Origin of the sequence: Pseudomonas migulae (assembly GCF_043225285.1) — a bacterium.
In the GTDB taxonomy this organism is placed as follows: Bacteria; Pseudomonadota; Gammaproteobacteria; order Pseudomonadales; family Pseudomonadaceae; genus Aquipseudomonas; species Aquipseudomonas migulae_C.
Genome location: NZ_CP171224.1, coordinates 6460526 through 6473930, shown reverse-complemented (window position 1 = coordinate 6473930; position 13405 = coordinate 6460526). Strand labels below are relative to the sequence as shown.

Genomic DNA, 13405 nt, shown 5'->3' with positions numbered 1-13405 from the left:
TCACACACCCTTGGCGGCAAGCCGCGCGGCGTACCAGCGGGAAAATTGATCGACGTAGGATTCGGTGAACGTCGAGAACGGGCCGGGCGAGTAGCCGGGATCCTGGGTGCCGCTGTGGGTGATGGCGACGAGGTTGGCGTCCTGCTGATTGGTGGCTTTCCACACTTCGGTCAGCTTCTCGATGTCGTAATCCACGCCCTCGATGGCGTCGGCATTGACCAGCCATTTGGTGCGCACCAGTGTTTTGTCGGGAGCGAGCGGGATGATGTACGAAATCACCGCGTGATCGCTCATCACATGCGTCCAGGAATTGTGGGTCCACAGATGGACGTCGCCGAGGTCGCGGCGGCTCAGGTCGCCAAACAGCCGCGTGCAAGCCACCCGGGTGTCGAGGGTTTGCGACTCGCCGTTGCCGGCGATGACCAGCCGCTGGGTACGAAACTGGGTGACGGCGTCGATGTCCAGGTGCTCCACCGCGTCGCAGATGAACCCGTCGTTTTCCCAGCTGCGTTTGGCCGCGGCATTGCGTTCTTCGTATTCATCCAGCGCTTGCAGCGACTCCTCGCTCAGCCCTTCGGCGCAGAAACCGAAGTCCTCCGGAAGGAAAGACGCGGTCAGCTCCGGGTGCGTCGCGGAGCAGTGATAACACTCGCGATTGTTTTCGATGACCAGCTTCCAGTTGCCGTTCTCGATGATCTCGGCCTCATAGGCAATCTTCGAATGCGTGATGTCATAGGGCGCCATCCGAGGCGCCATGGTGTCTTCCAGGTAGGCGATGTCTTCCGGTGGCTGCTCGCCCAGGCAGACAAACACGTGAGTGCCGACCACTTTGGTATGAACACGGTTCAGGCTTTTGCAGGTCGGATCGAAATCCTTGCCCATGTGGGCGGTGTGCTTGAGGCTGCCATCGAGGTCATAGGTCCACTGATGGTAAGGGCACACCAGCATGCCGACGGTCGATTTGCCGGCCTGCTTCAGCCTTGCCCCGCGATGGCGGCAGACGTTGCGAAACGCTTGCACCTGCTCGTCGTCATCGCGCACGAGGATGATCGAGGACTTGCCGATGTCGATGGTCGAAACGTCGCCGGGCTCCGGGATATCCGACGTCACGCCGACCAGGATCCAGTGTTGGGTGAAAAAGATATCGAGGTCGGTCTCGAAAATGTCCTGACGCCCGAACAGCGCGCCGTGCATGCCATGGCCGGGGGTGCGTGCAGTCACCAGTTCTTGTTGGGATTTCGCGACGATGGTTGTCATGTATAGCCTCACGGGGGCGATGTTGAATCGTCATCTCCTGACGGTGAGGCCAGTATCAAAATGGTCCGGTTTTGCGTCAATGCGCTTTAATTTCACCCTCGCATAGCTAAAAGTTATGCGAAGAATCGACAACCGGGATCAGTGTGAAAGTACCGATTCATCCCGCAGCCAATCGACGATGGCGTGCACCAGCGGGGTGATTTCCCGGCCGTTCGGAACAATCAGGTAATAGGCCTCTTTGGGTTTCACCGCATAGTCGGTAATCCGCACCAGTTCGCCGCTCAGCAACAGCGGGCGCAACAAGCGGTTCCAGCCCAACGCGACACCATAGCCCTGTAACGCAGCCTGCACCGTGTCGTTGTAACTGCTGCAACGCAGGCAGTAATTCACCTTGGGACGGCTCTCGCCCAGCTCCTTGAACCAACTGTTCCAGGTCATCCATCCTTCGAGCGTGGTGTCCGAATCGATCAGGTCAATGTGCAGAAAGTCGTCGACGGATAGCGGCGCCGGGTGCGTGGTCAGCCAGGCGGGGGAGCACACCGGGAACACCTCTTCGTCAAACAGGAGGATCGCCGTGCCGTCCTCCCATTTGCCATTGCCGAAGCGCACGGCGAGGTCGACGTCCTGTCGGTGCACGTCCGGATTATGGACCTGGGTGATCAGGCGCAATTGCAGCTTGGGTTGCAACAGGCGCAGGGCCGCCAGCCGTGGCAGGACACGCAGGTGTGAAAACGCCGCCGTGCAGGCGAGCACCAGTTCCTGCTCGGGAATCCCCTCGGAAATCTTGTCGAAGACGCCCGCCATGCGCTGCATGGATTCAGAGACCACCGAAAACAGTACGTAACCTTCGCTGGTCAGCTTGATCGCCCGGTGCAGCCGATGAAAAAGTCGGGTGCCGAGGGTTTCTTCGAGGTATTTGACCTGCTTGCTGACGGCCGCCTGGGTCACGCCCAGCTCCTGCGCCGCCAGTGTGAAGCTGCTCAAGCGCGCCACGGCCTCGAACTCCATCAGGGCAGTCATGGACGGAATCAGCCGGCGGTAACCCTTGACCTTCTTATTGGTTTCTTCACTGCCCATCATGGTCGTTCCTGAAGGAAAACGGAGCGTTCGGCCGGCTTCAACCGGTGACACACTATCGCCTGTTCCGCCGCTCGCCGTGAAGCGCTCGCAAAGCCGTGTCGCAAACGCCTTTCGACGTGTCGTTCCGGGCCAACCGGGGCGCTGGCAAAGTGCGCTTGGTAATAGCCTTTATGAGGGAATGATCTAGAAAGTTGCGTTCCAAAAACGACGTGTTTCTTTTCTGTAACCGACTAGTCCATTTTCGGAGTGAATTCATAAGTGAATGAATTAAAAGAAAAATAACCAGAATCGCATTGTGTTTTTCCTGTGTTTTCCATGTATACACAAGAAATACAATCTATTGACCGACCCAGAAACCCGTGCGAGTCTCGACTCATCAGTCAGCCGCACCTGACCGCAAAATCATCCTTGGAGGTCGTTGTGAAAAACGGCAAAACAAGTCTCTACGAAGACCTGAAACGTCAAATCCTGACGATGGAACTGGACCCGGACGAAGCACTGGATGAAGTGGTGCTCAGCGAGCGTTATGGCTTGTCCCGGACCCCGGTCCGCGAAGTCTTCCGGCGCCTGGCCGGCGAAGGCTATGTCGATATCCGGGAAAACCGCGGTGCCCGGGTGATTCCGATGAACCACTCGACCCTTCGAAATTTCTTCCTCGTTGCCCCGATGATGTATGCCGCCATTGGCCGGCTGGCCGTGCAGAACTTCAAGCCACGCCAACTGATCGACCTGAAGGAAACCCAGCACCGCTTCCGCATCGCCACCACCTCACGGGATGCGCTGGCCATGGTCGTCGAGAACAACCGCTTCCACGCAATCATGGGTGAGATGGCCGGCAATCAATACCTCCAGCCCAGCCTGGAACGCCTGCTGATTGATCACTCGCGCATCGGCAACACGTTCTTCCGGCCTCAGAACGAGGACATGGAAGAACGCCTCGAACTGTCTGCCGGACACCACGATTTTTTCATCGAGGCCATCGAGCGCCGCGATGAAGCCGCCGTCGTCGATCTTGTGTTTGAACACTGGGAACTGTCCCGGGAAAACATGGAGATTTTTATCGCGCCCCAAGGCATCAAGGCGGACGCGCTTGTTGACCTTCCACGTAATTCATTTCCGGAGAAATCATCTTGAAATTTGAAGGCATCTACACACCTGCAGTGACCCCTAACAAACCGGACGGGGAAATCGACTGGAGCGTGTATTCCGAAGTACTGGAGTCGCTGATCGAAGCCAAAGTGCACGGCATCATTATCGGCGGATCGACCGGCGAGTATTACGCGCAGACAGCCGAAGAGCGCACTGAACTGGCCGCCTACGCCAAGGACGTCATCGGCAACCGTGTCCAGCTGATTATCAGCACCGGGGCGATCCGCACTGAAGATTCGGTGCAGTACGCCAAGGATGCCAAGGCCATCAAGGCCGACGCCATTCTCGTCACCAGCCCGCCGTACGCGCTGCCAACCTCTGAGGAAAACGCGATCCACGCGCTGACCATCGACCGCGCGGCCGACTTGCCGATCATGCTTTACAACTACCCGGGCCGCATGTCCGTTTCGATGGACGAGGATTACCTCACCCGCGTGAGCGCATCGAAAAACGTGGTGGCGATCAAGGAAAGCTCCGGTGACATGGGTCGCGTTCACTTGCTGGCCCGTCAGTTCCCGAACATCGCGCTGTCCTGCGGTTGGGACGACCAGGCCCTCGAGTTTTTCGCCTGGGGCGCCCGCAGCTGGGTGTGTGCCGGCTCCAACTTCCTGCCCACCGAACACGTCGCGCTATACCAGGCCTGTGCCGTTGAAAAGGACTTCGACAAAGGTCGCCGGATCATGTCGGCGATGATGCCTTTGATGAACGCCCTGGACGGCGGCAAGTTCGTGCAGTCGATCAAATATGGCTGTGAGTTCGCCGGCCTGAACGTCGGTGACGTGCGCCTGCCGCTGCAACCGCTCGACCTGGCAGAAAAGCAAAGCCTGCAAACCATCATCGCCAATGTGAAGCGTGACGTTGCCCGCATCACTTCGGGAGCCAGCCATGGGTGATCTTCTGAGCAAGGCTGAATATGCCGCCATCGCCAAAGACATCGCGTTCCCTGGCAACGCCTTCATCAACGGCGAATTCGCGCCCGCGATCTCGGGCAAGACGTTTGTCACGACCAACCCGGCAACGGGTGAATTCCTCGCCGACGTCGCCGCTTGCGCGTCTGCCGATGTCGATCTGGCGGTCAGCAACGCCAAGGCAGCCTTTGAGGATGGTCGCTGGAGATCCATTTCTCCAAAAGAGCGCAAAGCCGTCCTGCTGAAATTCGCTGATCTGCTTGAACACCACAGCCATGAACTGGCGGTGCTGGAAAGCCTCGACAGCGGCAAACCGGTCAGCGAATGCCAGTTGGTCGATGTCCCTGACACCATTAACACCCTGCGCTGGCACGCAGAGTTGATCGACAAGATCTACGACAACACCGCCCCGGTGGGCACTGACGCGCTGACCCTGGTGGTGCGCGAGCCTATCGGCGTCGTGGGTTGCGTGCTGCCGTGGAACTTCCCGCTGCTGATGCTGGCCTGGAAAATCGGCCCGGCGCTCGCCGCCGGTTGTTCGGTGATCGTCAAACCCGCCGAGCAGACCACACTGACCACCTTGCGTGTGGCGCAACTGGCGTTTGAAGCTGGCATTCCAGCGGGCGTGCTCAACATTGTCACCGGCACCGGGAAAGAAGTCGGCGAGCCGATCGGCCTGCATCACGACGTCGACATGGTCAGCTTCACCGGCTCCACCGCGACCGGCCGCCGTTTCCTGCATTACGCAGCCGATTCGAACCTGAAACGCATCGTTCTGGAGTGCGGCGGCAAAAACCCGGCCGTGGTCATGGATGATGCGCAAAACCTCGACCTCGTCGCCCAGCATGTGGTCAACGGCGCGTTCTGGAACATGGGCGAAAACTGCTCGGCGACTTCTCGGCTGATCGTTCACGCGTCGGTCAAGGACGAGTTGCTGGAGCGCATGGGCGCCTATATCCGCGAATGGAAAATGGGCGATCCGCTCGATCCGCAAAACCGTGTTGGCGCGCTGGTCAGCCCCGAACATTTCGCCAAAGTGAAGTCGTACCTGGAGCAGGCCACCGCCGGCAAACTCACGACGGTTTACGGCGGCGGCACTGAAGACGGCGCGTTCGTCGAGCCGACGGTGATCGACGGCGTGGATCGGGACAGCCGGCTGTTCCAGGAAGAGATCTTCGGCCCGATTCTTTCGGTCACCTCATTCAGTTCGATCAGCGAAGCCATTGCCCTGGCCAATGACACGGTCTACGGCCTGGCCGCCTCGGTCTACACCGGCAGCTTGCGCCGTGCGATCAGGCTGGCGCGGGAAATCCGGGCCGGGATCGTCACCGTCAACTGCTTCGGTGAGGGCGACGCGTCCACGCCATTTGGCGGTTACAAGGAGTCGGGCTTCGGCGGTCGGGACAAATCGGTTTTTGCCCACGATCAATACACCGAAATCAAAACCATCTGGATCGATGTGTCTGATCGGTCGGATGAAGAGAACGAAAAATGAGCACCCATACCATCAAGCGCCTTCCGGTCGACACCGGAGTTTCAGGATGGGAGGCCATTTCCGTACGCACTGCGCCTGTTCGCCTGCTTGATGGCAACGTGACGGCGGACTGGTTGATTATCGGCGCGGGTTTTGCCGGTCTGTCCGCCGCGCGCAGGCTGGCCCAGTTGCACCCCGGCGACCGCATCGCGGTGGTGGACGCCCATGAAATCGCCAAGGGGCCGGCGGGCAGGAACTCGGGCTTCATGATCGACGTGCCGCACAGCCTGTCCACCGGGGAGTATTCGGTGGGCGGCGAATCGGCGACGGCACTGGAGATCAACCAGAACCGTTTCGCCATTGCGTTTGCCGCCGACGCGGCACGTGAATACGGCATGTCGGAACAGACGTTCGACCCTTCCGGCAAGATCAACGCCGCCGCTACCGAGCGGGGGATGAAACTCAATGACAACTATGCCCAGTCGTTAAAAAGTATTGGCGAACGGTTTGAACTGCTGGACGCCGCGCAGATGCAAGACATTACCGGCTCCACTTATTACCACAACGGGTTGTTTACCCCCGGCGCGGTAATGATTCAGCCCGCTCAATATATTCGGGATCTTGCCAACGGACTTGATCGGCAGATTGAACTGTATGAGCGCTCGCCGATTGTAGAGTTGTCCCGGTCGGGAGTTGGCTGGAAGGCGAAGTCTCATCGTGGTTCTGTCAGTGCGCCTAAAGTGATTCTTGCGGTCAATGGCCATATTGAAGACTTCGGACATTTCCAGGGTCGGCTATTGCATGTTTTTACTTACGCTTCAATGACCGCTGCTTACAGTCATGATGAGTTTTCAAGACCCGTCACCGGTAAAGACCGTTGGGCGTTATTGCCGGCTGATCCTATGGGCGCGACATTGCGCAAGATCACCTCAAACGGACTTTCACGGATTGTTATCCGCACCAAGTTTACGTATGACCCCAGTATTCAAGTGACCCCTATGCGGGTGGCTGCCGTGGCCGAAGAACAACGCCACTCACTGGACGCGCGTTTTCCGGAGTTGAAGTCCACCCCGCTGGAATTCAGCTGGGCAGGGCGGTTGTGCCTCAGTCGCAACAACGCCCCGGCCTTTGGCGAAATAGAGGAAAACCTGTATTCCGCCTGCTGCGAAAACGGCCTGGGCACGGTTAAAAGCACGCTGGCAGGCGTGATGGCGGCCGAGTTGGCCAGCGGTCACTCGTCAGCGGTCTTGCAAAGTTTCAGTCAAATGCCAGGTCCCGCACGGCTACCGCCAAAGATATTAACGACGCTGGGTGTCAAGTCGGTAATTCGTTGGCAGGCATTAAGAGCAGGGCGGGAAGGCTGAATAGTTTTAAACCACCGGCTTTTAATTCTTAAAAGTCTAATTGCTAGTTCTAACCGTAGATCGGAGCACGCCATGAAAAAGATTTGGAAGGCATTCTGCGCTGTCGCTGTGGCCGGCGTTATGTGTTTGCCAGTTCACGCCGAAGAAAAAAACATCACCATGGGCACGATGACGTGGGAGGACTTGACGCCAATCACGGGTATTACCAAGAAGGTACTTGAAGATTCCGGTTACACCGTGAAAGTTGTCGAGTTTTCCGAATGGGGCATCGCTTATGCGGCACTCAGCAAAGGTGATGTTCAAGTATTGGCCTCGCAAACGGACTATGCGGCAAACGATTACTGGAACAAAAACAAGAACAAGATAGAGAAACTCTCGCCGGTTTCCTTTGGCCTCTATCAAGGGCTGGCGGTACCCAGCTATGTCGACATCGATTCCATCGACCAGTTGAACGCCAACGCGGAAAAACTCGGCGGCAAGATCATCGGCATCGAACCGGGTTCGGGCCTGATGAACGATGCGACCAACGTCGTGAAAGCCTATGACCTCAAGCTGAAACTGGTGGAAGGCAGTACCACGGCCATGACCGCTGCGCTGAAATCGGCAGTCGATCGTAAAGAGCCGGTGGTTGTCACCGTGTGGGATCCGTCCTGGATGACCAAGAAATTCGACCTCAAATTCCTCAAGGACCCAAAAGGCATTTTCCCACCGCTGCAGGGCTACTACTGGATCGGCCACAAGGGCTTTGCCGAGAGCAATCCGCGTGCGCGTGAACTGATGGCAAGCGTGTACGTGCCCATCGGTGACATCACCGCGATGAACGCTGAAGTCAAAGACGGCAAGACCATGGAACAGGCCATCAAGGGCTGGACCGATAGCCACGGCGAGTTGCTCAAACGCTGGGAAAACATCAAGAACTGATTGCTGACGCCTTACGCCACTGCCGCCCTTTGATTCATTAGAGAAACCAGAAAACTGGTTCACGGGTTACGAAAATGACAACGGCCAAAATAGACACTAACGAAGTGCTGATAGATTGCCAGTCAGTCTGGAAAATCTTCGGGAAAGCCGCACCTGCAGCGATGAACGCTGTCACTCAGCAAGGGCTGACCAAGACTCAGATCCTGCAAAACTACGGCTGTGTGGTCGGAGTCTCCGACGTCAGTCTCCAGGTTCGACGAGGCGAAATCTTCTGCATCATGGGCTTGTCCGGCAGTGGCAAATCCACCCTTATCCGGCTCCTCAACAAACTGATCACGCCGAGCTCCGGAAAAGTGCTGGTCAAGGGCAAGGATCTGTCTTCCCTGAACCCGGCACAGCTTCGGGACGTGCGGGCACGTCACATCGGCATGGTCTTCCAGAGCGTGGCGTTGTTGCCCAATCGAACCGTGCTGGAGAACACCGCGTTTGGCCTGGAAGTGCAGGGCGTCGGCAAGGCCGAGCGTTACAAGGTGGCCGAGCAGGCATTGGCCAAAGTGGGCCTTAGCGACTGGTCGTCGCGTTATCCCACCGAATTGTCGGGCGGCATGCAGCAACGCGTGGGTCTGGCCCGGGCGATCACCGCCGACCCGGAAGTGATTCTGATGGATGAGCCGTTCAGTGCGCTCGATCCATTGATTCGCCGACAGTTGCAGGACGAGTTTCGCCAACTGACCAAGGAACTGGGCAAGTCCGCGGTCTTCATTACCCACGATCTGGATGAGGCCATCCGCATCGGTGATCGCATCGCGATCATGAAGGATGGCGTGATCATTCAGGTCGGCACCGCCGAAGAAATCGTGCTCAACCCGGCGGACGATTATGTCGCCGAGTTCGTGGCAGGCATTTCCCGGCTGCACCTGGTCAAGGCGCACTCGGTGATGACACCGGTCGAGCCTTTCAAGGTCGCCAACCCGGGCTGCGACATTTCCCGCCTGAGCAAGACGTCGCCGGGCGCCGACATCAACGAGCTGATCGGTCTGACGATGAAGTCCGAGCGTGACGCGCTGGCCGTCGTCGACAACGGCGCGGTGGTTGGCATCATCACGCCGCGGGATCTGCTGCGCGGCGTCCAGGGCATTCCGAATGAGTTCTCGGCTTCAACAACCGACCCAGTTCTGGAGGCATCGACATGAGCATCCCGGACTTTGCCGATCAGTTCGACGCGACCATCGATGCGAGCCTGGAATGGCTCTCGGAGCACGGTGAGTTCCTGTTCGACGGCGTCAATGCGCTGCTGACAGGCGTCTACAAAAGTGTGCTCTGGTGCATCGCCTATCCGCCGTATTACCTCGTCGCGCTGGCCATCGCCCTGATCGGCTGGCGCGTGGTGGGCGCCCGGTTCGCGATTCTCGCCGGGCTGGCGCTGGTGTTCTGCGATGTGATCGGCTTGTGGCCGGAGACGGTCAGCACGCTGGCCCTGGTGCTGACGGCCACCGTGCTGGCCCTGGTGGTCGCGATTCCATTGGGCGTGCTGGCCGGTCTGGCGCCCTCGGTGGACCGCGTGGTCGATCCGGTGCTGGACCTGATCCAGACCATGCCGCCCTACATTTACCTGTTGCCGGCCATCGCGCTGCTGGGCTACGGCCCGGCCACGGCGCTGCTCGCCACTTTTATCGTGGCGGTGCCGCCGGCGATTCGCCTGACCTCGCTGGGGATCCGCATGACCCCACGGGAGTTCATCGAACTGGGTGATGCCAGCGGTGTCACCGGCTGGCAGATGTTTTTCAAGATTCGCCTGCCGTTCGCCAAGCCGAGCATCATGGCCGGGGTGAACCAGAGCCTGATGATGGCGTTCGGCATGGTGGTGATTGCCGGCATCGTCGGCTCCGGCGGGCTGGGTGAGTCGATCTATGGCGCGGTTCGCACGCTGGACATCGCCAAGTCGATCAACGCAGCCATCGCCATCGTCATCCTCACCATGATCCTGGATCGGTTGGCGCAGCACGCGGCACGCTCGCGGATGGGAGAAAGCCAATGACAACCTCTGAACTGCAGTTTTCCCCGGGCGAGTTCCTCGCGCCTGCCGTCGACTGGCTGAATGCCAATTTGCATGGCTTGTTCAAAGGCATCAGCCAGGTCATCGAAGCGGTGCTGGGCGCGGTGGAGTCCGCGCTGCTGGCGCCGCATCCTTACCTGTTGATCGCGATCGTCGTGGTCGGCGCGTTCTTTTTCGCCAACAAACGCGTGGCGGTATTTGCCGCGTTGATGTTGGCGTTCTGCCTGTTCTCCGGCCTGTGGGCGGCCTCGATGCAAACCATCGCCCTGGTGTCGGTGGCGGTGCTGATCTCGGTGGCCATCGCCTTTCCGCTGGGGGTATTGGCGGCACGGGTGAAGCGCGTGGATGAAGCGTTCCTGCCGATCCTCAACATCATGCAGACCGTGCCACCGTGGGTTTACCTGATCCCGGCCGTGATGCTGTTCAGCCTCGGGCGCGTGCCGGCGATCATCGCGACCATTGTCTACGGGATTCCGCCGATGCTGCGGCTGACCACCCTGGCGTTCAAACAGTTGCCAAAAGATTTGCTGGAACTGGGCCAGGCTTCCGGCGCTTCACCCCGGGACATCCTGTTCAAGATCGAACTGCCGACCGCCACGCCGACGCTGTTGGTCGGTCTCAACCAATGCATCCTCATGTCCCTGGCGATGGTGGTGCTGGCCGGCCTGGTCGGTGCCGGCGGACTTGGCGCCGAAGTGACCCGCGGACTCTCCCGGATGGAGATGGGCCTGGGGTTGCGTGCCGGGCTGGCGATCGTCGCCGTGGCGCTGTTGCTGGACCGGTTGACCCGCGGCGCGTTGCAGCGCCATTCCCCACGCGCACTGCTTTGAGAGACCTTCCGAATGAGACGTAGCTTTTTTTGTGTCGACTCCCATGCGTGCGGCAACCCCGTGCGCGTCGTGACCGGTGGCGGGCCGCTGTTGCCGTCGGTGTCGATGGCCGAACGGCGCGAGATTTTCGTGCGTGACCATGACTGGGTGCGCACGGCGCTGATGTTCGAACCCCGTGGCCACGACATCATGTCCGGCGTGATCATCTACCCGTCGAACCGTGATGACTGTGATTTTGGTGCGCTGTTCATTGAAGTCAGCGGCTGCCTGCCGATGTGCGGGGCGGGCACGATCGGGCTGTCGACCGTGGTCATCGAAGAGGGCCTGGTCACGCCTCGCGAGCCGGGCCGGCTGGCCATCGAAACACCGGCCGGGCGCGTGGATGTCGACTACGTCATGAGCGGCGAATACGTGGACTCGATCCGCCTGTTCAACGTGGCCAGCTACCTGCACAGCGCTGACGTGGCGGTCGAGGTGCCGGGTATCGGGGCCTTCACCGTCGACATTGCCTACGGTGGCAATTTCTATGCGGTGGTCGAACCCCAGGAAAACTGGTCGGGCCTGACCGGGATGACCACCGCCGACATCGTCAGCCTGAGTCAGAAACTGCGCTCGGCCCTGGCCGAGGTATGCGACCCCGAGCACCCGGAGAACAGCCGGATTCGCGGTGTTCACCATGTGATCTGGTGCGACGACGGGCACGGCAGCGCCGCCGATGGGCGCAGTGCGGTGTTCTATGGCGACAAGGCGATCGACCGGTCTCCGGGTGGCACCGGGACGTCAGCGCGCATGGCGCAGTTGGTGGGGAAGGGTCGGCTTCGGGTCGGCGATACGTTCCGCAATGAAAGCCTGATCGGCACGATTTTCGAAGGCAAGGTCGAGTCTGCGGTCAAGGTCGGCACCTTTGATGGCATCCGCCCCAGCATTGGCGGCTGGGCGCAGATCACCGGGCACAACACCATTTTTGTCGATGACAAGGACCCGTTGCGGCACGGTTTTCAATTGGCCTGACGCGCCGAAAATGGCGCTAGGGCATTGTGAACATCTGCAGGTAGCATAAGGTTTTTTCCACGCATTGAACGACCGGGTCGTCAACGTAACCGAGTGCCTGAAATCTTGATCGAACGACGCCAATTCAGCGGTGGGATGAAGGGGAAGAATCTCCGCTATCTCAACGACAACTCCAACCAGCCTGTTCAACTGACACGAACAGGCTTTTTGCTGCTCGAACATTTTTCCCTGCCGGCGTTTACCCAGGCGCTGGACACCATCGTTACCGCCAACCTGCTGCGCCCCAAACTGTTCTCGTCCCGTACGTTCGGCCTGAGTGACGGGGAGGTGGTCAGCGATCTGGGGCTGGTGATCCGGCCGGATGCGCGCATCGACTGTGCCGCGCTCCACGACCTCGATCTGCTGGTCATCTGCGGTGGTTACCGCACCGAACTGAAGGCGAGCGACGAACTGGTCCACCTGTTGAGGACTGCTGCCGACCAAGGTGTCAGCCTGGCCGGTTTGTGGAATGGCGGGTGGTTCCTCGGGATCGCCGGCCTGCTTGACGGCTACCGTTGCGCGATTCACCCCGAGCATCGCCCGGCGCTCGCGGAAATCGCCAAGTCGACCCACGTCACCAGCGAACCCTACGTCATCGATCGCGACCGCCTCACGGCGTCCAGTCCGTCAGGGGCCTTCCACATGGCGCTGGACTGGATCAAGGGTTTGCACGACAAGGCGCTGGTCGAAGGCATCGAAGACATTCTCGCTTTCGAAGAGTCGCGTTACCGCCGGATCAAACCCACGGAAAATGTCTGCGTCAGCGCGCCGTTGCGCGAGGTGGTGAAACTGATGGACGCCAACCTCGAAGAGCCGCTGGAGCTGGAGCAACTGGCGGTCTACGCCGGTCGTTCCCGTCGCCAGCTGGAGCGCCTGTTCAAGGAACAGCTCGGCACCACGCCGCAGCGTTATTACATGGAGTTGCGGATTACCGAAGCGCGCCGGTTGTTGCAGCACACCGAGTTGTCGCAGGTGGATGTGCTGGTGGCGTGCGGCTTTGTGTCGCCGAGCCATTTCAGCAAGTGCTATAGCTCGTACTTTGGCTACCGGCCGTCGAAGGAAATACGGCTGGTCAAATAACCCCGCAATCCCTGTAGGAGCGAGCCTGCTCGCGATGGACTCCCAAACACCGCGTTTATCCAGATAACACGCGTTTTCGTTGACGACCATCGCGAGCAGGGCTCGCTCCTACAGTTCCCATGTTCGTGATGACATGCGTTGTCGTACGACTATCTGATTTTTAGATATCCCCTGATATCTCCCAACCGCTGAATGCTTTCAGGCGTTACAGCCTGTGTCTCTTGGCGACATCCACA

12 protein-coding genes are annotated in these 13405 nt (G+C 59.4%); 10 read left to right on the top strand and 2 right to left on the bottom strand.

Features of this window, described 5'->3' with window-relative positions; all coding sequences use genetic code 11:
- Together ACF6ZU_RS29600 and ACF6ZU_RS29595 are read right to left on the bottom strand one after the other, a co-directional pair.
- Entirely contained in the window at positions 1-1257 is a 1257-nt protein-coding gene (locus ACF6ZU_RS29600; protein WP_392889561.1) for an SRPBCC family protein, read from the bottom strand.
- 138 nt (positions 1258-1395) lie between these two features.
- A complete protein-coding gene (locus tag ACF6ZU_RS29595; protein ID WP_392893972.1) occupies positions 1396-2334 on the bottom strand; it encodes a LysR substrate-binding domain-containing protein in 939 nt (312 codons plus the stop codon).
- A 423-nt stretch (positions 2335-2757) separates the two neighbouring features.
- Between ACF6ZU_RS29595 and ACF6ZU_RS29590 the strand changes: the two genes are divergently transcribed.
- The 10 genes from ACF6ZU_RS29590 (at position 2758) to ACF6ZU_RS29545 (ending at position 13169) form a co-directional block, all read left to right on the top strand.
- The gene (locus tag ACF6ZU_RS29590; RefSeq protein ID WP_392893971.1) at positions 2758-3471 is read left to right on the top strand and encodes a GntR family transcriptional regulator; all 714 of its coding nucleotides are present in this window, start codon (positions 2758-2760) and stop codon (positions 3469-3471) included.
- Positions 3468-4379 (top strand): dihydrodipicolinate synthase family protein, encoded by a 912-nt coding sequence (locus ACF6ZU_RS29585; protein ID WP_392889559.1) that lies wholly within the window; start codon positions 3468-3470, stop codon positions 4377-4379. The genes ACF6ZU_RS29590 and ACF6ZU_RS29585 overlap by 4 nt, the downstream gene beginning before the upstream one ends.
- On the top strand, positions 4372-5889 hold the full coding sequence (locus tag ACF6ZU_RS29580; RefSeq protein WP_392889557.1) for an aldehyde dehydrogenase: 1518 nt from the start codon (positions 4372-4374) through the stop codon (positions 5887-5889). The genes ACF6ZU_RS29585 and ACF6ZU_RS29580 overlap by 8 nt, the downstream gene beginning before the upstream one ends.
- Positions 5886-7232 (top strand): NAD(P)/FAD-dependent oxidoreductase, encoded by a 1347-nt coding sequence (locus ACF6ZU_RS29575; RefSeq protein WP_392889554.1) that lies wholly within the window; start codon positions 5886-5888, stop codon positions 7230-7232. The genes ACF6ZU_RS29580 and ACF6ZU_RS29575 overlap by 4 nt, the downstream gene beginning before the upstream one ends.
- Before the next feature lie 72 nt (positions 7233-7304).
- On the top strand, positions 7305-8153 hold the full coding sequence (locus ACF6ZU_RS29570; protein ID WP_392889552.1) for a glycine betaine ABC transporter substrate-binding protein: 849 nt from the start codon (positions 7305-7307) through the stop codon (positions 8151-8153).
- Between the two features lie 74 nt (positions 8154-8227).
- Complete coding sequence (locus tag ACF6ZU_RS29565; protein ID WP_392889551.1) at positions 8228-9346, top strand: glycine betaine/L-proline ABC transporter ATP-binding protein; 1119 nt, start codon at positions 8228-8230, stop codon at positions 9344-9346.
- Positions 9343-10191, top strand: a complete 849-nt coding sequence (locus ACF6ZU_RS29560) for an ABC transporter permease (protein WP_392889550.1) — start codon at positions 9343-9345, stop codon at positions 10189-10191. The genes ACF6ZU_RS29565 and ACF6ZU_RS29560 overlap by 4 nt, the downstream gene beginning before the upstream one ends.
- Entirely contained in the window at positions 10188-11039 is an 852-nt protein-coding gene (locus ACF6ZU_RS29555; RefSeq protein ID WP_392889548.1) for an ABC transporter permease, read from the top strand. The genes ACF6ZU_RS29560 and ACF6ZU_RS29555 overlap by 4 nt, the downstream gene beginning before the upstream one ends.
- 12 nt (positions 11040-11051) lie before the next feature.
- Positions 11052-12050, top strand: a complete 999-nt coding sequence (locus tag ACF6ZU_RS29550; RefSeq protein ID WP_392889547.1) for a 4-hydroxyproline epimerase — start codon at positions 11052-11054, stop codon at positions 12048-12050.
- A 105-nt stretch (positions 12051-12155) separates the two neighbouring features.
- Complete coding sequence (locus ACF6ZU_RS29545; RefSeq protein WP_392893969.1) at positions 12156-13169, top strand: GlxA family transcriptional regulator; 1014 nt, start codon at positions 12156-12158, stop codon at positions 13167-13169.
- Positions 13170-13405: the final 236 nt, after the last annotated feature.